Annotated in this window: 23 protein-coding genes; 14 read left to right on the plus strand and 9 right to left on the minus strand. The window is 70.7% G+C overall.

Annotated elements, in window-relative coordinates; genetic code table 11:
* The coding region (locus Asi02nite_RS38125) for a P-loop NTPase fold protein (protein WP_203718923.1) at positions 1 to 1,153 on the plus strand (1,153 nt) is incomplete at its 5' end.
* A gap of 427 nt (positions 1,154 to 1,580) precedes the next feature.
* Here the strand turns inward: Asi02nite_RS38125 and amaP are convergent.
* The 6 genes from amaP to Asi02nite_RS38155 are packed head-to-tail and all read right to left on the minus strand — an operon-like array spanning position 1,581 to position 4,206.
* Entirely contained in the window at positions 1,581 to 2,156 is a 576-nt protein-coding gene (amaP, locus tag Asi02nite_RS38130; RefSeq protein WP_203718924.1) for an alkaline shock response membrane anchor protein AmaP, read from the minus strand.
* Complete coding sequence (locus Asi02nite_RS38135; protein ID WP_203718925.1) at positions 2,156 to 2,689, minus strand: DUF6286 domain-containing protein; 534 nt, start codon at positions 2,687 to 2,689, stop codon at positions 2,156 to 2,158. Before Asi02nite_RS38135 ends, amaP begins: the two co-directional genes overlap by 1 nt.
* Before the next feature lie 2 nt (positions 2,690 to 2,691).
* Positions 2,692 to 3,183, minus strand: a complete 492-nt coding sequence (locus Asi02nite_RS38140; RefSeq protein WP_203718926.1) for an Asp23/Gls24 family envelope stress response protein — start codon at positions 3,181 to 3,183, stop codon at positions 2,692 to 2,694.
* Entirely contained in the window at positions 3,180 to 3,386 is a 207-nt protein-coding gene (locus Asi02nite_RS38145) for a hypothetical protein (protein ID WP_203718927.1), read from the minus strand. Before Asi02nite_RS38145 ends, Asi02nite_RS38140 begins: the two co-directional genes overlap by 4 nt.
* Positions 3,387 to 3,391: 5 nt before the next feature.
* Entirely contained in the window at positions 3,392 to 3,715 is a 324-nt protein-coding gene (locus Asi02nite_RS38150; RefSeq protein ID WP_203718928.1) for a hypothetical protein, read from the minus strand.
* Positions 3,712 to 4,206 carry an Asp23/Gls24 family envelope stress response protein gene (locus tag Asi02nite_RS38155; protein ID WP_203718929.1) on the minus strand — a complete coding sequence of 165 codons (495 nt, stop codon included), beginning with the start codon at positions 4,204 to 4,206 and terminating at the stop codon, positions 3,712 to 3,714. Before Asi02nite_RS38155 ends, Asi02nite_RS38150 begins: the two co-directional genes overlap by 4 nt.
* A 159-nt stretch (positions 4,207 to 4,365) precedes the next feature.
* Here Asi02nite_RS38155 and Asi02nite_RS38160 point away from each other — a divergent pair, with 159 nt between their 5' ends.
* The 4 genes from Asi02nite_RS38160 to Asi02nite_RS38175 all read left to right on the plus strand — a co-directional run bounded on the left by Asi02nite_RS38160 (position 4,366) and on the right by Asi02nite_RS38175 (position 8,795).
* Positions 4,366 to 4,716, plus strand: coding sequence for a hypothetical protein (locus Asi02nite_RS38160; RefSeq protein ID WP_203718930.1), 351 nt, complete (start codon positions 4,366 to 4,368; stop codon positions 4,714 to 4,716).
* Positions 4,716 to 6,590: a 4-alpha-glucanotransferase gene (gene malQ / locus Asi02nite_RS38165; protein WP_203718931.1), complete on the plus strand. Its 1,875-nt coding sequence runs from the start codon at positions 4,716 to 4,718 to the stop codon at positions 6,588 to 6,590. The genes Asi02nite_RS38160 and malQ overlap by 1 nt, the downstream gene beginning before the upstream one ends.
* 146 nt (positions 6,591 to 6,736) lie before the next feature.
* On the plus strand, positions 6,737 to 8,191 hold the full coding sequence (gene gnd / locus Asi02nite_RS38170) for an NADP-dependent phosphogluconate dehydrogenase (RefSeq protein WP_203718932.1): 1,455 nt from the start codon (positions 6,737 to 6,739) through the stop codon (positions 8,189 to 8,191).
* Positions 8,192 to 8,264: 73 nt separating this feature from the next.
* Complete coding sequence (locus Asi02nite_RS38175) at positions 8,265 to 8,795, plus strand: DUF302 domain-containing protein (RefSeq protein ID WP_203718933.1); 531 nt, start codon at positions 8,265 to 8,267, stop codon at positions 8,793 to 8,795.
* Between the two features lie 43 nt (positions 8,796 to 8,838).
* On the opposite strand, the gene Asi02nite_RS38180 is transcribed toward Asi02nite_RS38175, so the two are convergent.
* Positions 8,839 to 9,306 carry a hypothetical protein gene (locus Asi02nite_RS38180; RefSeq protein WP_203718934.1) on the minus strand — a complete coding sequence of 156 codons (468 nt, stop codon included), beginning with the start codon at positions 9,304 to 9,306 and terminating at the stop codon, positions 8,839 to 8,841.
* A gap of 284 nt (positions 9,307 to 9,590) precedes the next feature.
* Between Asi02nite_RS38180 and Asi02nite_RS42895 the strand changes: the two genes are divergently transcribed.
* From Asi02nite_RS42895 to Asi02nite_RS38195, 3 genes are all read left to right on the plus strand, one after another.
* Positions 9,591 to 11,768 (plus strand): zinc-ribbon domain-containing protein, encoded by a 2,178-nt coding sequence (locus tag Asi02nite_RS42895; RefSeq protein WP_373312420.1) that lies wholly within the window; start codon positions 9,591 to 9,593, stop codon positions 11,766 to 11,768.
* A 227-nt stretch (positions 11,769 to 11,995) separates the two neighbouring features.
* Positions 11,996 to 12,577: a GNAT family N-acetyltransferase gene (locus Asi02nite_RS38190; RefSeq protein WP_203718936.1), complete on the plus strand. Its 582-nt coding sequence runs from the start codon at positions 11,996 to 11,998 to the stop codon at positions 12,575 to 12,577.
* Between the two features lie 27 nt (positions 12,578 to 12,604).
* Complete coding sequence (locus tag Asi02nite_RS38195; protein ID WP_203718937.1) at positions 12,605 to 14,251, plus strand: AMP-binding protein; 1,647 nt, start codon at positions 12,605 to 12,607, stop codon at positions 14,249 to 14,251.
* Positions 14,252 to 14,307: 56 nt separating this feature from the next.
* Here the strand turns inward: Asi02nite_RS38195 and Asi02nite_RS38200 are convergent, their stop codons facing one another.
* Both Asi02nite_RS38200 and Asi02nite_RS38205 read right to left on the minus strand, forming a co-directional pair.
* Positions 14,308 to 15,282, minus strand: a complete 975-nt coding sequence (locus Asi02nite_RS38200; protein ID WP_203718945.1) for a sporulation protein — start codon at positions 15,280 to 15,282, stop codon at positions 14,308 to 14,310.
* A 152-nt stretch (positions 15,283 to 15,434) separates the two neighbouring features.
* Positions 15,435 to 16,301 carry a L,D-transpeptidase family protein gene (locus Asi02nite_RS38205; RefSeq protein ID WP_203718938.1) on the minus strand — a complete coding sequence of 289 codons (867 nt, stop codon included), beginning with the start codon at positions 16,299 to 16,301 and terminating at the stop codon, positions 15,435 to 15,437.
* A 28-nt stretch (positions 16,302 to 16,329) separates the two neighbouring features.
* Here Asi02nite_RS38205 and Asi02nite_RS38210 point away from each other — a divergent pair, with 28 nt between their 5' ends.
* Genes Asi02nite_RS38210 through Asi02nite_RS38235 form a run of 6 tightly spaced genes read left to right on the plus strand, consistent with a single transcriptional unit; the run spans position 16,330 to position 20,182 of the window.
* Complete coding sequence (locus Asi02nite_RS38210; RefSeq protein WP_203718939.1) at positions 16,330 to 17,061, plus strand: M15 family metallopeptidase; 732 nt, start codon at positions 16,330 to 16,332, stop codon at positions 17,059 to 17,061.
* 44 nt (positions 17,062 to 17,105) lie between these two features.
* Positions 17,106 to 17,474, plus strand: coding sequence for a hypothetical protein (locus Asi02nite_RS38215; protein WP_203718940.1), 369 nt, complete (start codon positions 17,106 to 17,108; stop codon positions 17,472 to 17,474).
* Positions 17,471 to 18,106 carry an NIPSNAP family protein gene (locus Asi02nite_RS38220; protein ID WP_203718941.1) on the plus strand — a complete coding sequence of 212 codons (636 nt, stop codon included), beginning with the start codon at positions 17,471 to 17,473 and terminating at the stop codon, positions 18,104 to 18,106. Before Asi02nite_RS38215 ends, Asi02nite_RS38220 begins: the two co-directional genes overlap by 4 nt.
* A gap of 47 nt (positions 18,107 to 18,153) precedes the next feature.
* Entirely contained in the window at positions 18,154 to 18,939 is a 786-nt protein-coding gene (locus tag Asi02nite_RS38225; RefSeq protein WP_203718942.1) for a TIGR04222 domain-containing membrane protein, read from the plus strand.
* 47 nt (positions 18,940 to 18,986) lie between these two features.
* Entirely contained in the window at positions 18,987 to 19,694 is a 708-nt protein-coding gene (locus Asi02nite_RS38230) for a sortase (protein WP_203718943.1), read from the plus strand.
* The gene (locus tag Asi02nite_RS38235) at positions 19,691 to 20,182 is read left to right on the plus strand and encodes a hypothetical protein (RefSeq protein ID WP_203718944.1); all 492 of its coding nucleotides are present in this window, start codon (positions 19,691 to 19,693) and stop codon (positions 20,180 to 20,182) included. The genes Asi02nite_RS38230 and Asi02nite_RS38235 overlap by 4 nt, the downstream gene beginning before the upstream one ends.
* Positions 20,183 to 20,274: the final 92 nt, after the last annotated feature.

Below are 20,274 nucleotides of genomic sequence, written 5' to 3' on the forward strand. Positions count from 1 at the left end.
AGGCGAAAGGCTCACGGCGCCGAGCTTCATATTGCTGCTCGCAGCGAGCGTCGCCCTCGCCGGCTGCCTACACACAGCGCGGCGGTTCTTCTTCGGGTATGCGTCCACTTATCTGCCCGCCGACCTCTTCCACGCGCCAGTCCTCACCGGAGCGGTGCTCACTGTCGCCGATTCCGATCGCAACGGCGAGGTCGCAATGCTCGACCCCGCGTACCGCAGCCGGGCGGGCCGGCTCGCTATGTGGCAACAGAGCGTGGAGGGCATCGTTGACGACTTGCGGAAAGCCCGGCGCTACCTGGTCATCTGTATCGACGACTTGGACCGCTGCAGCCCGAAAAGGACGGCCGCCGTGTTCGAGGCGATGAACCAGTTCATGTCCGGACAGTTCGACCGGACCCGGTTCGTGATGGCCGTCGACCCCACCATTGTGGCCGCCCACCTCAAGACCAGCTTCAAGGACGTAGGCAGCCCTACCGCCTCGGTGACCGACGACGATCCGGACATCGGCTGGGCGTTCCTGCGCAAGCTGGTACAGCTGCCGGTCATGGTGCCCGCGATCGGCGACCCTCACCGCGAGGCGGCAATCGACCGCCTGCTGCGCCTGGGCTCGGAGACGACCGACCCAACAACGGTCGATCCAGCCAAACCTGCTCCGCTGTCGCTTTCCACGCAACGGCCATTCATCACGGCCGGGGCGACGTCTGAACCGGAGCCGCGGCCCGAGAAGCAGGTCGAGCACGACCCCATGTTCGCCAGCCTGTTGTTGGAGCGGCTCGAGCAGCGGCCGGCATGCACCATGCGCGAACTAAAGCGGCTGCTGACGGTATGGGTGTTCTACGTGCGGGTCACCTCGATGCGGATGCCGTTGGCCGGAACTGCATTCGTCCAGCGTGCGTGCGACATCCTCGTCCTCGCCGAGATCGTCACCCGGTGGCCGGCGTTGCAGAAGGCTCTGCACCGGTCTGTCGGACAAAGCCGCGTGCTGACCGAACTGGCCCAGGTCGCAGACGACCCGACGAAGTGGGAGACGCGCTGGGGGGAATTCGGGTTCCCGACTGACGAAACCAGCAGTCGAATCAGCGGCGACCTCAGAGCGTTGCTGCATCGCCACCGGGGGGCCGAGGTGGCCAAGGTCGCGGCTTCCGTGTTGTGATCACGAATGCGCGGCCGAAGCGGAGCTCGCCAAGCTCGGATACCGACGGCTACCGGCCACTGCGGCTGGCCCGGGCACCGCGATGAGAGGCGGACCGGACTCGACCCATTAGGAGCATGGAGCGATCTTGGCCGACACCTTCCCGGCGCCGGCGTGATCACCTCACCTCACCTCACCAGGTGTTGCGCTATAACGGGAACACCTGACGCGGGCAACTTCAACCGTCGAGGTCGAGGTCCGTGCGACTAGCGCTGTTGCGGCTTGAGATGCCGGAGGGTGTGCACGTCCGCGGCTTCGCTGGCCGCTGCGCCGGACTCCAGGCTGCCAGCGGTTTCGGAAGCGTCATGATGCGGGCTTCTGCATCTCTGCCTGGCGGCCAGGCGGGCGACTCGAACTCGGCACACCCGACCGGCTTGCCGTAGTTCGGCTACTCGACCCGGGGGCCGCCCTTCTTCGAGACGCCCAGGTCCAGGATCACCGGCATCTCCGGGGCGTCCAGTGCCTCGCGCGCGTGGGCCAGCGCCTGCCTTTCGATGCGTTGCCGGACCTCCACCACGCGGGCGTCCTGCGTCAGGTTCACCCGCACACCCAGCTTCGGTTCCGTCGGCTCCCCGTACACCCGGACCTTCGCGTTCTGGACCCCGCGGTAGCCCTGGATCTCGTTCGTCAGCGCGTCCCGCAGCGCGCCCGAGCCCAGGGTCGTGCGGGCCGTGCCGTCGATCGAGATGTCGCCCGTCTTGCGGGCCGGGCGCAGGATCGCGAAGAACCAGATCAGCGACAGCACGCCGATCACCGTCAGCACGGCCGCGGCGATCGGCCAGAACCACGTGCTGTGGCCGCCAATCCAGCTCACCGCCGGGTTCTGCAGCAGTGTGCGGGAGGCGAACCCGCCCGCGTACACGTTGAGGTTGGCCGCGATGATCGCGCCGCCGATGGCGGCGAAGATCGCGCCCAGGACGATCAGGATGGTCCGGGTGATCCGGTCAGCGTGTCCGCGCAACATCAGCGTTCCCTCGCCGTCGCGAGCTTGATGGTGATCCGTGGCGGGCGGCGCAGGTGCAGGTCATCGACCGCGCGGTGGGTCGCGTCCGCGACCGTCTGCGTGGTGATGCCCTCGGCCTTCTCGGCCCGCCGGCGGGCGTCCACCGTGACCTTGTTGCCGTGCAGCGCCACCCGGGCCTGGCTGATCCCGTCGATGTCGTTGACCGCCTGCTGCACGGTGCGCACCAGGCTGCGCCGGTCGATCGCCGCGTCGACGCCCTTCTCCGCGGCGTGCACCCGCAGGCGCTCCGGCTTGCGGGGGATCAACTGCAGCCCCAGCAGCAGCAGGCCGCCGAACGCGCACAGGCCGCCGATGATCCGGACGCTGGTGGAGTTCCAGGTGCGCGTGGCCATCCAGTCGTAGATGCCGTGCCAGTTGACGATCACCGGGCCGGCACCCGCGCGTTCGGCGATGAGCTCGACCACGACGAGCACCGCCAGGAAGAAGAATCCGAGCGCGATCGGCAGCGCGATGATCCGGTTGAGCTGTTTCATCCTCAGGCTCCGTCGGCGACGAGGTCGGTCACGGAAATGCGGGTACGCGCCACGGTCAGCCCGGTCAGCGCCTTCACCCGGTCCTCGACCGTGTTCCGGATCCACTCGGTCACGTCACCGAGCGGCTCGGCCCAGCGCACGCTGATCGACATGTCGATGTAGGCCACCGACGCGTCGATCCACGCGTTGACCTTGGGCCGGGCGGTCAGGTCCGAGGACCGGATGCCCAGGTGCCCGGCGCCCGGCATGGTGCTGCCGAACATCCGCGGCGCGGCCGAGCCGGCCCGTGGGTGCTCGACGACCGCCTGCGCCGCGAGCTTGGCGACCACCTGCGGCGCGATGACGATGTCGCCGAGGTAGTCCGGGTCGGGCGGCGCCGGCGGCGGTGCCGGGGCGGCCTCGGCGAGGTGCCGTTCCGCCCGCGGCGTCGTCGTCGGCTGCGCCGTCCCGACCGGTCGCTCGCCCCGGCCCGGGCTCAGCCGGTCGTGGCTCACCGCTGACTCCGTTGCTGCTGCGACCGGCGCAGCGGCGCGAAGGAGGCGCCGAAGTCGAACTGACCGGCGACCACCTTGCTGATGGCGTACCCGACGATCGCGAACGCGCCGACGATCGCCATGTCGCCGAAGTTGCCGAACGCCACCGCGAAGCCGAGCGCGATGCCGACCGCCGTACCGAAAATGGTCCTGACCATAGTCATCTGTCTCACACCCCCGTGTGCGGCTCCGAGATGTCCGCGACCACGATGTCCACGCGGTGCGACCCGGCCAGCGGCTTCGCCGCCCGCCGGACCTGCTGGGCGAGTTGCCCGACCGTCGACCCGTACCGCAGGCGCACCTGAGCGGTCACCGCGTCACCTTCGATCCGGATCCCGGTGATCCGGCGCCGGGGCAGGTACGTGGCGGCGTACTCCGGCGCGCCCTCGACCAGCGCGTCGACGGCCGGACAGTCCTCGACGGCGGCGGCCAGTCGCGCCACGTCGACACCGTCGACGGTGGCGTCCGCCTCCGTCAGCGGCTGCGCGCTCATGACACCCGCGCGTCGCCGCCGCCGCTGCTGCTCGGCGTGAAGCTGCCGCTGCTGCTGCCACTGTCGCCGTCGTCCGGCAGGTGCACGTCGTTGATGTTGACGTTCACCTCGACGACGTCGAGCCCGGTCATGCGCTCGATCGACGACTTCACGTTGCGCTGGATGCCCTTGCCGAGCTCGTTGGCGGACACGCCGTACTCGACGACGATGTCCAGGTCGACGGCGGCCTCGTTCTCGCCGACCTCGACGCCGACACCCTGCCCGATGCTTGCCCCGGTGCTGCCGGGGATCCTCTCCTTTATGGCACCGACGGTCCGTGCGGCCCCGGAGCCCATGGCGAACACGCCGGAGACCTCTCGCGCGGCCATCCCGGCGATCTTCTGGACCACACCGTCGGCGACGGTGATCCTGCCACCGTCGTGCCCGCCGCCGCGCAGGTGCTGCTGCGCGTCGGTGGCCATCTGGTCGGTCCTGCTAGCGGTCTGCGTCATCACTACGTCCTGTTCGTGAGGATTGACGTCAGTTTGTGCAATGAACTCTGACTTACCGTAATCGTGGCTGCTAAACCACCTCGTGGCGATTGGCCCGATGCGGTTGCACACTCGGCGTGGATCGGGCATGGTGCGCGTCCGTTGCGGGAACATGACCGCATGGCCAGGTACGCGCTGAACAAGGACGCCGTCCGCAAGGCACGCCAACTGATCGACGCCAAGCAGTACGTGCTCAACAGCGACTGGGGTGTCGCCCAGCCCCGGGCCGACGACGAGAACAGCTATCTGGAACGGCACACCTGGGCGGAGCTGTCGGAATGGCATCTCGGGCTCACCGAGGGAGCCGCCGACGAGACCAAGGCACGGTACGCGTTCGTCTACGGCGACCTGCGCCGGCTGCACCGCTCGGGCCTGATCGCGGTCGTCTACCGGGCGTCGTCGTGGAAGCACAAGGAGATCGAGATCGCCGCGCACGACCTGCTCCAATACCTGGACAAGGTGACCGGCTGATGGAGCGCGACCTGCGCCGCCTCGCCGCGGCCCACGGGGTGGTCACCGCCTACGACGCGGCCGACGGTCGCCGCGCCCAGGTCGACCGGGACATCGTCGTACGCGTGCTCGGGCTCCTCGACGTCGACGCGTCGACGCCGGCCGCCGTCACCGCCGCCCTGTCAGCCGCCGCGCGCGCCGCCGACCGGCTGCCGCCGACGATCGTGCTGCGCGAGGGCGACCGCCGCGAGATCGCCGGCACCGTCACCCTCGAGGACGGCACGACCCGGTCCGTCGACGCCCTCGAAGGCCTGCCGCTCGGCTGGCACCGCCTCGACGTCGGCGACCAGAGCGCCACCCTGGTCGTCGCACCCCGCAAGCTGCCGCGGCCGCCCGCCGCCTGGGGCTGGATGGTGCAGCTCTACGCGCTGCGGTCGCGCGACTCGTGGGGCATGGGCGACCTCGGCGACCTGCGCGCGTTCGCCGGCTGGGCCGCGGACACCGGTGCCGGGCTGGTGCTGCTCAACCCGCTGCACGCGATCGGGCCGACGCACCCCGTCCAGGCCTCTCCTTATTCGCCGTCGTCGCGCCGCTTCGCGAACCCGCTCTACATCCGGGTGGCCGACACCGCCGAGTACCGGGCGGCCGACGACGCGCTGCGCGCCAAGGTCGACGCCCTGCGCCCCGACGACAGCGAGCTGATCGACTACGACGCGGTCTGGCGGGCGAAGCGGTCGGCGCTGGAGCTGCTCTATCCGGGGCCACCGACGGTCTCCCCGGAGCTGCGCAAGTTCGCCACCTACTGCGCCCTCGCCGAGTCGCACGGCTCCGACTGGCGGCGGTGGCCGTCCGGGCTCGCGGCCGACCCCGCCCGGGTCGGCTTTTACGCGTGGCTCCAGCAGCTCTGCGACCAGCAGCTCGCGGCCGCCGCTTCCGCCGCCGGGGATATGCCGGTCGGCATCGTTCACGACCTGGCCGTCGGGGTAGACCCGGGCGGCGCCGACGGCTGGCAGCTCGGCGACGTCCTTGCCCAGGGCGTCCGGGTCGGTGCCCCGCCGGACGCGTTCAACCAGCTCGGCCAGGACTGGGGCCTGGCCGCCTGGCGCCCCGACCGGCTCGCCGCCACCGGCTACGCCGCCTACCGCGACATGTTGCGGTCGCTGCTCCGGCACGGCGGCGGCCTGCGGGTCGACCACGTGATGGGCCTCTCCCGGCTCTGGTGGATCCCGCCGGGCGCCGGCGCCGCCGAGGGCACCTACGTCCGGTACGACGCCGACGCGATGTTCGGCATCCTCGCCCTGGAGGCGCACCGGGCCGGCGCGGTCGTCGTCGGCGAGGACCTCGGCACCGTGCAACCGGCGGTGACGCGGGCGCTGCGCGGGCGCAACATGCTCGGCTCGACGGTGCTCTGGTTCACCCGCGACGGCGAGTCCTTCGTGCCGCCGGAGAACTGGCCGCGCAACGCCCTCGCCTCCGTCTCCACCCACGACCTGCCGACCGCCAAGGGCTTCCTCACCGGCGAGCACGTCCGGGTCCGGGCCCGGCTCGGCCAGCTCGCCACCTCCGAGGCCGCCGAGCAGGCGCGGGCGCAAGCCGACAAGCAGGCACTGATCGCCATGTTGCGGGACGCCGGACTGCTGTCCGAAGTGGACGATGATGCGATCGTCACAGCGTTGCACGCCGCGCTGGCGGCCAGCCCGGCCCGTTTGATCACCGCTTCGCTCTACGATGTGCTCGGCGAGACCCGCCAGCCCAACCTGCCGGGCACGACCGACCAGTACCCGAACTGGCGGCTGCCTCTGCCGTTGTCTCGGGAGGAGATCCAGGACCATCCGGGAGTACGCGCGACCGCGCGCCTGCTGGCCGCCGCGCGGCCCAGCCCGAGGCTGGATTAAATCGGGCAAACAGGGTTTGCTATTGCCCCATTGGGGCACCCGCGTCAATACGGACGGCGACCTCACTGGTCAGCGTCGATGACGGCGCCGCCAGGCGGCGTCGGTGAGGCCGTCGCCCGGCGTGACAGAAGAGCACGGAGGGGTAGATGAGCACGGAAGCTCGCGCCGAGATCGGCGTGACCGGCCTGTCGGTGATGGGTCGCAACCTCGCCCGCAACCTGGCCCGCAACGGCTTCAGCGTGGCGTTGCACAACCGCACGGTCGCGCGTACCAACAGCCTGGTCGCCGACCACGGTGACGAGGGCGACTTCATCCCGAGCGAGTCGATGGCCGACTTCGTCGCGTCGCTCAAGCGGCCGCGCGCGGTCATCATCATGGTCAAGGCCGGCAAGGCGACCGACGCCGTGATCGACGCGCTCGTGCCGTTGCTGGAGAAGGACGACATCGTCATCGACGCCGGCAACGCCCACTTCGTCGACACCGCCCGCCGCGAGCGCGACCTCGCCGCCAAGGGCCTGCACTTCGTCGGCACCGGCGTCTCCGGCGGCGAGGAGGGCGCGCTGCTCGGGCCGAGCATCATGCCCGGTGGTTCCGCCGAGTCCTACCGCAAGCTCGGGCCGATCTTCGAGAAGATCGCCGCCCAGGTCGACGGCACCCCGTGCTGCGTGCACGTGGGCCCGGGCGCCGCGGGGCACTTCGTCAAGATGGTGCACAACGGCATCGAGTACGCCGACATGCAGCTCATCGCCGAGGCGTACGACCTGCTCCGGGCCGGTCTCGGTGCCTCTCCCGCGGAGATCGCCGAGATCTTCCGCGAGTGGAACAGCGGCGACCTCGACTCGTTCCTGATCCAGATCACCGCCGAGGTGCTCGCGCACACCGACGGCAAGTCGGGCCAGCCGTTCATCGACGTGGTCCAGGACCGGGCCGAGCAGAAGGGCACCGGGCGCTGGACGGTGCAGAGCGCCCTCGACCTGGGTGTGCCGATCACCGGCATCGCCGAGGCGACGTTCGCGCGGTCGCTGTCGGGGCACGTCGCGCAGCGGGCCGCCGCTCAGTCGACGTTTGCTGGCCGTGCGGCAGACACTCCCATCGCCGGCCTCGTGGAAGACCGTAAGCAGTTCATCGAGGACGTGCGCAACGCGCTCTACGCTTCCAAGATCGTCGCGTACGCGCAGGGCTTCGACCACATCCGCGCCGGCAGCAAGGACAACGACTGGGGCATCGACCCGGGCGCGATGGCGACGATCTGGCGGGGCGGCTGCATCATCCGGGCCAAGTTCCTCGACCGGATCCGCGAGGTGTACGCCGAGAACCCGTACCTCGAGAGCCTGCTCGTCGCCCCGTATTTCGCGGAGGCCGTCGCGAACGGCTTCGACAGCTGGCGCCGCGTGCTCGTCACCGCGATCCGCGGCGGCGTGCCGACCCCGGTGTTCTCCTCCTCGCTGGCCTACGTGGACGCGCTGCGCAGCCCCCGGCTGCCGGCCGCGCTGATCCAGGGCCTGCGCGACAACTTCGGCGCGCACACGTACCAGCGCGTCGACCGCGACGGCTCCTTCCACACGATGTGGGCCGAGGACAAGCGGGAGGTCGACGCCTAGCGTTTTGGCGGCGCCTCCCTGCCGCGGCCCCGTTCCTTTCCGGGGCCGCGGCGACGGGGAGAGGCGAGATTCGATGAGCGAGCAGGATGTATCGGTGCTGAGCCGGCCGGTCCGGCGCTTCGTGATCCAGACGGGGCGGCCGTTCGACCAGTTCCGCAAGCAGTGGGAACGCGCCGTCCCGGCCTGGTCCTGGGGCACGGCGGTAGCCGAGGCGAAGGGCGGCGGCGGCTGGCCGGCGCTGGAGAACCTGTCGAACCGCAGCGCGGGCGACGGCCTGGTCAACATCTCGACGTTCGACCCGGGCCCGGTGATGCGCCTGGCCGGCCACGAACTCCGCGCGGTGACGTATCTGGCCGACAACCTGGTGATCGAAGAGGGCCTCTACAAACACGACCCGGCGATCATCGAATACCTGCCGGTGAGGCTGACGATCTCGGAGCAACCGGACGGCGACTCGACGCTGACGTTCGACAAGCCCTGCGACCTCTTCGGCGGTTACGCGATCGCGGACCTGGTGGAACACGGGACGCAGGTCGAGGAAGCCATCGCCACGGTGCTCCGCAAGGTGAATCTGCCGGTGCCACCGGAGCTGACGAAGCCGTAGCGGTTTCCACGGCCGGGGTCGCCTCGGGTCCTGCGAGTAGCCGTCAGTAGTGGGCGAGGATCTGCGTGACGGGATGGCCGAGAATGGCGGCGACGTCGGCCAGTTCCGTGGCGTCGAGTTCGTACTTGTCACGCCTCGGGTTCATGGCGCTGACCTCGAAGCGAGCGAAGCCCATCGGCCAGTCGTAGCGCAGGGTGTCGAGCATGACGACCGCACCGCAGCAGGGCATGGCGATGTCCGGTCGGTCGAAGCCTTCGTCGTTCTCCGCGGCCAGGTCGTAGAGCCAACCCACGTCGCTCTCGCCGTCGCACCGCGAGCACCGGATCCGGGTGGCGTTCTCGCCGGCGTCGATCAGGGTCACCTGATCGTAGAACTCGTAGTCGACCTCTTCGACATCGTCAGCGGGTCCCGAGAACAGCCGAGCGACATAAGCCACGGCCGCCGCGGCGGCATCGGGGGCCGGCTGCCACTGCAGATCAGTGGGAATCAATCGAATGTATCCATCGCTCACGCCGCCCAGGATGCCTGATGCCGCACGCACAGGTCGCAGCGGCCCGCACCTCACTCAACCCCGCTCGGGCGGAGGTCGAACGGGACGCTGGACGTGAGCGCGATTCCGTCGCGACACGACCGGTCTTCACCGAGCTCTATGCGTTGCCACGAATTGTCGCAGGGCTTGGGCATGATGAGCCCGTGCGGTCGAGGACGTTGCTGCGTGACAGCCACCCGGAGCTTTTTCGCGAGGCGGTCGAGGTCGTCGGGCGTCCGGGCGATGCCCGGGGCGAGCTGGGCACAATGAGCAACCTACGGGTCCTCTGGCGCTGCTCGTCCTGCGGTTGGCACTGGGAGACTGCGGTGGCCAACCGCACCAGCGGCACCGGATGCCCTGAGTGCGCGTGGGTGACTCGAGGGCGCAGCCGAGCGCTTGCGCCGGCTGGGCAGAGCCTGGCAGACCTGAGCCCGCGCATCGCGGGAGAGTTTGTCGAGAACCTGGACCGTCCCGAGTTCTCTCCCTGGCAGCTCAGGGCTGGTTCCCAACAACGGTGCCGGTGGCGGTGCGGAGGGTGCCAGCACGTCTGGGAGTCGACGGTGGCCAACCGGACGAGCGGTCGGGGCTGCCCGGTCTGTTGCAACGTCGGTCGTCGCGCCTCCCGCCGGCGGATTGCGCCGGGATCCGCGACCGCCGAGTCGGTCGCTCCGCATCTGCTGATCGAGTTCGTCCGTAATCTGTCGTCTCCTGGTGAGACGCTGGGCGGTTTGAAGCCGGCATCCCTCGACAGATGCGAGTGGCGCTGCGCCGAGTGCGGCCGCGTATGGGCCGCCACTGTTCGAAACCGTGTGGTGTCGGGTAGCGGCTGCCCAGACTGCGGTGCCGCTCGCGCGGCCCGGTCGCGGCGTGTCCCAAAGGTCGGACGGACATTCGCGGAGACGACGCCTGGTGCCGCGGCCCAGTTCCTCGAGAATCTGTCGCAACCCGGCCGGGGCCCGGCCGCCATGAACCCTGCTACCAACGATCTCTGTCGGTGGCGGTGCGACAAAGGACACGAGTGGGTTACGACGGCCGCCTCCCGAGCGGCAGGCTCCGGCTGCGCTCGCTGCAGGGGCAATGGTCAGTCGCGATTCGAAGTGGAGATCGCCGAACTCATCGCCGCCGGGACTGGCGCTACCGTCCTGGTCGACGTGTCGCAGGTCGCCGGCGGGAAGCGATGGCGCATCGACCTGTCGATCCCCAGCATCGGCCTCCTCATTGATCTTGACCCCGCGCATTGGCATCGAAACTCAGCACGCGATTCCCGCAAGGCGATGGCTTTCGCGGGCCATGAGTACCTGCGCGTCAGACCGACCCATCTGGCGGATGTCGGAGGACAGATCTGTTGGGTGACTGACGGTGGTGATGATCCGTGGAAGTGGTGCCTCGCCATGGTCCCGTATCTATCGGCCCGAGGAGCGACGTGGACCGGCCTGACTCCAGACCAACGAGCGACCGCGTTGGCAGCGGCCGCAAAGAGGTGGGAGCAGACCTGCAACGGGCGGCCGCTCACCTCGGCGGCGGACGCCGCACCACATCTCGCCGCGGAGTTCGTTGCGAACCTCTCGCGACCTGGTGTCCCTCTAGACTGGCTGCGCCCCAAGGCCTCAGATCGCATCAGGTGGCGGTGCATGGTCTGCCGCAACCAATGGGACGCGATGCTCTATTCACGCGCTGCTGGCACGGGTTGCCCTTCCTGCGCGACCGCGGCAACCGCCGCGAGGGTGAGAGCACGCGCCCTGCCGAAACCGGGAGAATCGCTCGCCGACCTCTTTCCCCACATCGCCGTTGAAATGGTGCCTGGTGGCAGGACTCCTGATCAATTGCGGCCTTCCAGCAATATGAGATGCCGTTGGCGGTGCGCGACGTGTGGGCACCAATGGAGTACGTCGCCCGGTTCTCGCGTGCGCGGGCGCGGATGCCCCCGGTGCGGCAAGGAGAGGACTCGTCTGGCGCGAACGACCGCCGCTCCCGAGGACTCTCTTTCGCAGCGCCATCCAGGTTTGGCAAGCGAGTTCGTGAGCTGCGTCAGCGAGCCGGGCCGGACGCCGAGCAACCTTCTACCAGCGTCCAACAAGAAATGCCGCTGGCGTTGTCAGTGCGGACGCGAGTGGACGACGACCGTCGCATCGCGGGTCGCGGGAACTGGCTGCCCGTCGTGCGGGCGGAAGCGAACCGGGCAGGCACGAGCGACCGCGGTTGCCGGTAACTCTTTGGCTGAGCGCTTCCCCGAGGTGGCCGTGCAGTTCGTGACGAACCTCGATCATCCGGGAAGGACCCCCGAGACGCTGAAATCGGCAAGCCATGATCGGTGTCGCTGGCGGTGCGGCGTGTGCGGCGGAGAGTGGGCGGCCGTTGTCAAGAACCGCACTCGGAACGGCACCGGATGTCCCAGCTGCTACCGGAGGACGGCCCGCGATGGTCTCGACTCTGAACCAACGTAGCCAGCGTATGAGGCAGAGCGGAATCCGACGTGCCGACGCTCGGTCCTAAACCGGTCGGCCAGGCATTCTCCGATCAGGAGACTTTCAGCGATGGGACGTCAGTGTTGATCGGCAGGACCCTTTCCAACCGACCCTGGCGGGAGCACTCGATACGTCCGTTCATGGGCGCGAGGTCGAGCCCGACAAACTCCGGTGCGTCGGCTGGGTGGTGACACTAGGGTCGCGCCATGGAGATCCGGGGTGTTGAGCCCGCCGACGAGGTGGATGTTGAGGCCGTCGTTTCCGCGGCGTTCGGTGAGCCGCCGGACGGGCGGGTTGTGCGGATGATGCGTGCTCTGGAAGCCGGCGGAGCCGCTCGGGCCAGTTTGGTCGCTGTTGTCGGCGGGGAGATCGTCGGGCACGTCGGTCTCTCGCGCGGCTGGGTCGACGCGCGGCGTGAGCTGGTCGACGTCATGGTGCTTTCGCCGCTGTCCGTGCGTCCCGATCTCCAGCGCCGTGGTGTCGGGACCGCGTTGGTCGCGGCCGCGTTGGAGGCCGCCGGACAAAGTGGCGCGCCCGCCGTGTTTCTCGAAGGTAGCCCGCATTACTACGGGCGCCGTGGGTTCGGGTCCGCTTCCGCGCTTGGGTTCGAGTCGCCCTCCACTCGTATCCCGGATCCCGGGTTCCAGGTCGCGCTTCTTGCGGCCTTCCAGCCGTGGATGGTCGGCCGGCTGGTCTATCCCGAGGCCTTCTGGACCACTGACACCGTCGGTCTGCGGGATCCTGAGCTGAAGCGGGTTGAAGCTCAGCTCCTGGCGGGAGGCCGATAAACGGTACGGTGCGTCTGGGAGGCGACCATGACACAGGCCCGTGAGCTCGCGTACGCCAGTGGACCGTCCGACACCGCCTTGCTGGCCGACACCCTCGGGCAGAACCTGGCCCGCACCGCCGCTCGCTTTCCTGATCGTGACGCGCTGGTCGATGTGCCCAGTGGGCGGCGGTGGTCCTATCGGGAGCTTGCCGCCGATGTCGACGCGCTCGCGCGAGCCCTGCTTGCCGTCGGCGTCGCCAAAGGGGATCGCGTCGGGATCTGGGCGCCCAACCGGCCCGAGTGGGTGCTCGTGCAGTATGCGACCGCCGCCGTCGGGGCGATCATGGTCAACATCAATCCCGCGTACCGGCGGCATGAGGTCGGGTTCGTGCTTCGGCAGGCCGGAATCTCCGTGCTCGTGTCGGCGCTCGCGCACAAGGGCAGTGACTACCGCGAGATGGTCGAGGCCGTCGCCGGCGAGTGCCCCGCCCTGCGTACCGTCGTCTATCTCGACGATCCGAGCTGGCACGACCTCGTGGCGCGGGCCGCCGACGCGAGCCCGGCCGACCTCGAAGCCCGCGCCGCGACGCTGACCAGCGACGATCCGATCAACATCCAGTACACGTCGGGTACGACCGGGTTTCCGAAAGGCGCGACGCTGTCGCACCACAACATCCTCAACAACGGGTTCTTCGTCGGTGAGCTGCTGCGCTACACCGAGGAGGACCGGATCTGCATCCCCGTGCCGTTCTACCACTGCTTCGGCATGGTCATGGGCAATCTCGCGGCCACCTCGCACGGTGCCTGCATCGTCATTCCGGCGCCCGCGTTCGAGCCCGCCGCCACCCTCGCCACCGTGGCGGCCGAGCGGTGCACGTCCCTTTACGGCGTGCCGACCATGTTCATCGCCGAGCTCGCCCTCGACGACTTCGACGACTACGACCTGACCAGCCTGCGTACGGGGATCATGGCCGGCTCGCCGTGTCCTGTCGAGGTGATGAAGAAGGTCGTCGACCGGATGCACATGTCCGAGGTGTCGATCTGCTACGGCATGACCGAGACGTCGCCCGTGTCCACGCAGACGCGGGTCGACGACGACCTCGATCGGCGCACCGGCACCGTCGGGCGGGTGCTGCCGTTCCTCGAGGTCAAGGTCGTCGACCCCGCGACCGGGGTGACGCTGCGGCGCGGCGAGCCGGGGGAGCTGTGCACCCGGGGCTACTCCGTGATGCTGGGCTACTGGGACGAGCCCGCGAAGACCGCCGAGGTGCTCGACGCGGCCCGCTGGATGCACACCGGCGACCTGGCGACGATGCGGGACGACGGGTACGTCAACATCGTCGGCCGGATCAAGGACGTGATCATCCGGGGCGGCGAGAACGTCTACCCGCGCGAGATCGAGGAGTTCCTCTACCGGCACCCGAAGATATCGGACGTGCAGGTGATCGGCGTGCCGGACGAGAGGTACGGCGAGGCGGTCATGGCCTGCGTGACCGTCAAGGACCCGGGCGTGTCGGTGACTGTCGACGAGGTGCGGGAGTTCTGCGAGGGGCAGCTCGCGCACTACAAGATCCCGCGGTACGTGCGGGTGGTCGAGTCGTTCCCGATGACCGTCAGCGGCAAGGTGCGCAAGGTCGAGATGCGCGAATGGGCGGTGGCCGAGCTGGGGCTCTCGCCGGCGGCGACCGCCTGAGGCGAACGGGCGGGGGCGCGGGAGCGGCCCGCACCGGGCCGCCCCCGCCGATCCGGTTACTCGCCGAAGTCCCCGCCGAAGTCGCCGCCGTCGTCCTCGAACGCCTCTTCGATCATCTCGCCGGCGATCATGCCGCCCGCGACGCCGAGCGCCGCGCCCGCGACCATGCCGCCCATGCCGCCGCCGCGGTGGCCGCCGTGGTGCCCGTGCCCGTGGCCGCCCATCCCCGGGAAGCCCCCGCGGCCCGCGAAGAACGCCTGCCGCTGGTCGACCGACTGCCGGACCCAGCCGTCGACGACCCGCGCCCAGTCGGTGGTCTCCGCGTCGGAGTGGGACACGGTGTAGCGGCCGTACGAGTCGTGCCCGCCGACGAACATGCCGCCGCGCTTGTCGAACTCGAGCACGATGTCGACGGTCTGCGGGTTGGCCACGAAGGTCAGCTCGACCTCGTTGATGCCCGGGTACTGCGGCGTGCCCCAGAACTCGATCTCCTGGAAGAACGGCAGCGTCTGGTGCACGCCGTGGATGCGGCCGTATTCCAGGTCGGCGTGCTTGAACCGGAAGCCGAGCCGGCTGAACGCCTCGAGGATGCGCTCCTGGATCGGCAGCGGGTGCACGGCCACCGGGTCGAGGTCGCCCTTGTCGACCGCGCGGTCGATGGCGACCTCGGTGCGCAGGCCCATCGTCATGCCGTGCAGGCGCTGCCCGTAGACGTCGGTGATCGGCGTCTCCCACGGCATGTCGACCTGGAACGGGATCGAGAGCTGCTGGCCCGCAGTGAGCGTGAAGCGGCCGGCCACCGGCGTGCGGTGGAACTCGCCGGTGGTGCTGTGGTCACCGCCGCCGCTCTCGACCTCGACGCGGGTGACCAGGCCGAGGGTGACGTGCGCGAGCTCGACGTCGTTCTTGCCGCCGGTCAGGTTGACCTGCCCGGTGAGCGGCAGCCCCGGGCGCGTGTTCGGGTTGGACAGCACCGTGTCGACGCTGGGACCGCCGACCCCGAGGGCGCCCAACATCTTCTTGAAGACCACGTCGTATCTCCTGGGTGTCGTTGCCATCAGGGGCCGCAATCCCTTGCGGCGCAACACAATGCCCGTGGTGCTCCACATCGGAGAATGCGACCGTGCGCGAGACCCTACCAACCGAGTCTGACAATTAGCTGAGAGTGACCATGGAGCCGGGGTCAGTAGCGGCTGAGCTCGCTCGCCGGCGCCATCACGATGCGCGGCTTGGCCGCCGGGTCGAGCCAGCGGAGGACCTTGACGAGGTCGGGCTCCGCCAGGGCGACGCAGCCGGCGGTCGACCGGCCAGGGACCATGACGTGCAGGAAGATGCCGCTGCCGCGCGGCGGGTCGGCCGGGCGGACCGGGATGTTGTAGTTGATCACCGCGAAGTAGCGGTACTGCGGGTCGGTTTCCCAGAGCGCCTCGCTCGCGCCGCCCGGGTCGGCGCCGTGGAAGAACGAGTTGTAGCCCTCCGTGGCCGGGTTCTCGTTCCACCAGTCGTTCTCGACCAGCCTGTGGTAGTCGTACCGGACGCCCGGGTCGGCGGCGATGCCGTACATGGTGCGGCCGAAGCTGTAGACCCCCGTCGGGCTGGCCAGGTCGCCCTCGACCTTGCTGTCCTTGAAGCCCTTGGTGCCCAGCCGCGCCGGCATCTCGGAGAACGCCGGGGTCCAGGTCGTGCCGCGCTTGCTGAACGCCCGCAGCGTGCCGGTGCTCGTGCCGAAGCCGCTCGCCTTGACGACGATCACCTGGGTCGTGTCGGCCGGCAGGGTGCGCAGCCGCGACGCGTCGTTGGGCGCGGGCTTGGGGCTGGTCACCGCCTTGCTCGGCGACGGGCGGACGGCGCGGTCGGGCTCGGGGAGGTCGGCGCGGCGGGCGAGCTCGTCGCGGGCGGCCTGCTCGCTCACGGCCGGCAGCGGCCGCGCACCTGCGTCGGCGCCGGCGGTCGCGCGAGAGCCGGCACCCGTCCGAGCCGGCTGGGCGGCGCAGGCAGCCAGGGTGAACGCGGCCAGGAGGGCCACCGCCGACCGCCGCAGTGCGCTCACGTGAGAACCGATCCGTATCGTATGGACGATGCGTCGGTCGAAACCCTACAGGTTCCTCGCGTTCGCGGCGGCCCTGCTGGTCGCCGGCTGCGGTGCGCGACCGGCCGAACCCGCCGCGTGGTCACCGCCACCGGCACCGCCCGCGTCCACGTCCGCGTCGCCCACGGCCACCTCGGCACCGGCCACGCCCGCCGCGCGGTTCGTGGCCGCCACCGCCCGGGTCACCGCCGCCGAGCTGGGTAAGAGCTGGCGGGCCGGCTGTCCGGTCGGGCCGGAGAGCCTGCGCCGGGTCACGCTCACCTACTGGGGCTTCGACGACCGGCCGCACACCGGCGTCATCGTGGTGCACGAGGACGTCGCCGCGGACGTGACCACGGTCTTCCGCACGCTGTTCGGCAAGCGGTTCCCCATCCGCGGCCTCGAGCCCGTCGACGCGTACGGCGGCAGCGACGACGCGTCCATGGCGGCCGACAACACCTCGGCGTTCAACTGCCGCAACGCGGTGGCCTCGGGCAGGCCGTCCTGGTCGGTCCACGCGTACGGGAAGGCGATCGACGTCAACCCGGTGGAGAACCCGTACGTCTTCGGTGACAAGGTGCTGCCGCCGGCGGGCCGGGAGTATCTGGACCGCTCCACGTACCGCCCTGGCATGGCGGTCAAGGGCGGCGTGCTGGTCAAGGCGTTCGCGGCCGTCGGCTGGAAGTGGAACGTGGGCGGAGCCAACCCCGACTACCAGCACTTCAGCACGACCGGCCGCTGATCGGCCGGGCAGCACCCGGCGCGGACGCGTGGCACGATCTCGGGGTGGACGTTCGGCGGCTCGCCGCGGTCGACATGTACGGGTCGGTCGGCGCACCCTGGCGGCGGTGGGTGATCCTCGCTGAGTTCCTCCTCGGCGTCGTCGGCGGGCTGGCGCTGGGGCTGTACGTGATCCTCCTCGGCGCCGCCGGCCAGGTGATCTTCGGCGCGTGGGTGCTGGGCGTCGCGGTCAACTACGCGCCGCTCTCGGTGCACGCGCTGCGGCTCGTCGCGCCGGGCGCCCTCGAGCGGGAGCTGGCCGGTGTCGACGTCCGCGCGCAGCTTCGGCGGTACACGACGCGGCAGTTCGCGGTGCTCGTACCCCTGCTGTTCGTGGTGCTCGATCTCCGGCAACGGTGGAAGGACCGCACGTGACCATTGTGGAGCTTCGGCAGTACACGCTGGTGCCCGGCGGGCGGGACACGCTCGTCGCGCTCTTCGACCGGCATTTCGTCGAGTCGCAGGAGGCCGAGGGGATGCGGATCGTCGGCCAGTTCCGCGACCTCGACCGCCCCGACCGGTTCGTCTGGGTGCGCGAGTTCCCCTCGATGACGGCGCGCCTCGCGGCGCTGACCGCGTTCTACTCGGGCCCCGTCTGGAAGGAGCACCGGGACGCCGCCAACGCCACGATGGTCGACGTCGACGACGTGCTGATGATGCGGTCGATCCAACCCATCGGGTACGCGTCGCGCGACGCGCCCGCCGGCCTGGTCGTGGCGGGCGTGTGCCCGCTGGCGGATCCCGACTACGCCAGCCACTTCGATCGGGCGGTGCGGCCCGCGCTCGGGCCGGTGCTCGGCACCGCGCAGACGATCCACGAGCCCAACACGTTCCCGGCGCTGCCGGTGCGCGAGGGCGAGGACGTGTTCGTCTGGTTCACCCGCCTGTCCGCGCCGGACGGGTTCGACGCGTTCGCGGCGCGGGTGGCCGCGCTCGGCGCCAAGGGCCTGACGGGGCCCGTCCACCTGCTGCGGCTCGCGCCCACGCCGAGGTCGGCACTGCGCTGACATCCGCCGGTCATCCGGCCGTTGCCATCGACCGTCATGCTGGCCCCGTGCTGGCGTTCGCGTCACTCGCCGTTACCCTGGCCGCCGTACGCCTGCTGATCCGCTGGCTGGCACCCGCGCCCGGCCGGCGATCCGTGGCGCCGCCGGACTATCCGCTGATCGCCCATCTGACCGGCGGGCCGCGGCGGGTCGGGCTGGCCGCGTTGGCCGCAGCCCGGGTGGCCGGCGCCGTCGACGCGCTGCCCGGTGGCACGCTGTTCCGTTACCCGCCGCGCCATCCGCTGTCCGATGTGGAGTCGACGGTCGCCGGCGCGTTCGGCAACGGGCGCCGCTGGCCGCACGCCCTGGACCTGGACGAGCCGCGCGCCGTGTTCCGGGCGATCGCGGAGCGGGCGGCGGAGCAGGGCCTCACCGGAGCGCTGCGTCCCCTGCCGACCCACACCCTCGCCTTCGTCGGCAGCACCGCGGCGGCCGTGCCCCTCGGGGCGATCTCGTGGTGGGCGCTCGGGGCCCTCGTACCCGTCTATCTCCTGTTGGTCCGGCCGACCCGGCGCAGCCTGCAGGGTGAACGGCTGGTCCGGGCGACCCGCACCGCCCGGCCCGACCTGCATCCCTGGCAACCGGCGCACTGGCGCAGGGGGACCCAGGAACACGCGGGGCTGGCGGTCGCGCTGCACGGCGTCGCGGCCCTGCGCCAGATCGACAAGCTGTTCGCGAAGCGGCTCTTCGGTGCGCCCGACGCGCCGCCCAACCGTTTCGCCGGCGCACCCGCGGACGCCTCGGGCTGCACGAGCGGCTGCGGCGACGACGGCTGCGGCGACGGGGGCGAGTAGCCCGATTCTCGCCTTGTTGGTCGGTTTACAGGCCTATCGTCCTTTGTGTGAACACCCGGCGGTGGACAGGTGTGGCCGCGCTGGGCGCCGGCCTCGCGCTGCTCGCCCTCGCCGGTGTGCCGGCCTGGCCCGCGAGCGCGCTGGCCTGGCGCGGAGACGCGGCGGCGCGGCCGGGGGACGCGGTGGCGTGGCGCGGGGACGCGGTGGCGTGGCGCGGGGATGCGCGACCTGGCCCGGGGACGCCGGCAAGGCCCGAGGATGTGCCGGCGGTGCCTTCGGCCGGTGCGAGGCCTGGTCCGGTGCCGGCCGGGTTCGCGCCCGTTCGGCCGCGGCCCGGTGAGCCGGTCGCCCACCTGGCGATCCCCAAGCTCGGCGCGGCCTGGACGGTCGTCGAGGGCGTAGACGAGGCGTCGCTCGCGACAGCACCGGGCCACTACCCGCAGACGGCGATGCCCGGCGAGGTCGGCAACTTCGCCGTCGCCGCTCACCGGGCCCGCGGCCTGTTCTGGGACCTCGACCGGCTCGAACGAGGCGACACGATCGTGGTCGACCGCCGGCTGACCTACACCGTCACCGGGACGCGGGTCGTCGCGCCGACGGCGGTCGAGGTGCTCGCCCCGGTCCCGGGTGCGCCGCGGGCCACCGCCACGGCGGCCGCCCTCACGCTCACGACCTGCGATCCCAGGTGGAGCGACGCGCACCGCCTCGTCGTGCTGGCGACGCTCGACCACCCCGGGAAGGAGCCAACGAGATGACCCTCTGGCGCACGGCGGCCGGCGTGGGAGCCGCCGCCCTGACCCTCGCCCTGGCCGGCGGCAGCCCGGCGGCGGCCATCGAGGTCACGACGGTGACCGCGGCGGGCGCGACCGCCACGATCGCCGGCGGCGACGCCAAGCCCGACACCACGGTGGTGGTCACCGCCTCCACCGGCAGCGGCCCCCACATCGACGTGGCGTCCTGCGGCGCCACCGTCGACGAGGCCGGGACCTGGTCGTGCGACCTCACGAAGCTGGGCCTGGGGGAGTGGACCCTGAGCGCCGCCGGCACCGACGCGTCCGGGGCCGCCGAGACCACCGCGCTGCGCGGCTTCCTGGTCGGCCCCGGCGGCCCGGCCACCGACCCGCGCACCCTCGCCACCACCGGCACGCCGCGCAACCTCCCGCTGGCCGCCGCGGGCGCGGGGCTCCTCGCCCTCGGCGTTGCGCTTCTCTACCGCCGCTCGCGTACCCGAAGAGCGGCCTAACCCTTCACCGGGGGGCCAGGGCAAGGATCAAGCCCGTAGGTTCTGTTTCGTGTCTGGAGCCGGGCTGCGGCGGGCCCAGCCGCCGCCTGGAC

The sequence above is a fragment of the Asanoa siamensis genome (assembly GCF_016862555.1).
Taxonomy (GTDB): domain Bacteria; phylum Actinomycetota; class Actinomycetes; order Mycobacteriales; family Micromonosporaceae; genus Asanoa; species Asanoa siamensis.

Bases quoted from the DNA above. Each gene is read 5' to 3' on its own strand.
- amaP (WP_203718924.1), bottom strand. From the start codon at position 2,156: ATGTTGCGCGGACACGCTGACCGGATCACCCGGACCATCCTGATCGTC.
- Asi02nite_RS38160 (WP_203718930.1), top strand. From the start codon at position 4,366: ATGGCCAGGTACGCGCTGAACAAGGACGCCGTCCGCAAGGCACGCCAA.
- Asi02nite_RS38190 (WP_203718936.1), top strand. From the start codon at position 11,996: ATGGAGATCCGGGGTGTTGAGCCCGCCGACGAGGTGGATGTTGAGGCC.
- Asi02nite_RS38135 (WP_203718925.1), bottom strand. From the start codon at position 2,689: ATGAAACAGCTCAACCGGATCATCGCGCTGCCGATCGCGCTCGGATTC.
- Asi02nite_RS38175 (WP_203718933.1), top strand. From the start codon at position 8,265: ATGAGCGAGCAGGATGTATCGGTGCTGAGCCGGCCGGTCCGGCGCTTC.
- malQ (WP_203718931.1), top strand. From the start codon at position 4,716: ATGGAGCGCGACCTGCGCCGCCTCGCCGCGGCCCACGGGGTGGTCACC.
- Asi02nite_RS38195 (WP_203718937.1), top strand. From the start codon at position 12,605: ATGACACAGGCCCGTGAGCTCGCGTACGCCAGTGGACCGTCCGACACC.
- Asi02nite_RS38155 (WP_203718929.1), bottom strand. From the start codon at position 4,206: ATGACGCAGACCGCTAGCAGGACCGACCAGATGGCCACCGACGCGCAG.
- Asi02nite_RS38235 (WP_203718944.1), top strand. From the start codon at position 19,691: ATGACCCTCTGGCGCACGGCGGCCGGCGTGGGAGCCGCCGCCCTGACC.
- Asi02nite_RS38150 (WP_203718928.1), bottom strand. From the start codon at position 3,715: ATGAGCGCGCAGCCGCTGACGGAGGCGGACGCCACCGTCGACGGTGTC.
- Asi02nite_RS42895 (WP_373312420.1), top strand. From the start codon at position 9,591: ATGAGCAACCTACGGGTCCTCTGGCGCTGCTCGTCCTGCGGTTGGCAC.
- gnd (WP_203718932.1), top strand. From the start codon at position 6,737: ATGAGCACGGAAGCTCGCGCCGAGATCGGCGTGACCGGCCTGTCGGTG.
- Asi02nite_RS38210 (WP_203718939.1), top strand. From the start codon at position 16,330: ATGCGTCGGTCGAAACCCTACAGGTTCCTCGCGTTCGCGGCGGCCCTG.
- Asi02nite_RS38145 (WP_203718927.1), bottom strand. From the start codon at position 3,386: ATGACTATGGTCAGGACCATTTTCGGTACGGCGGTCGGCATCGCGCTC.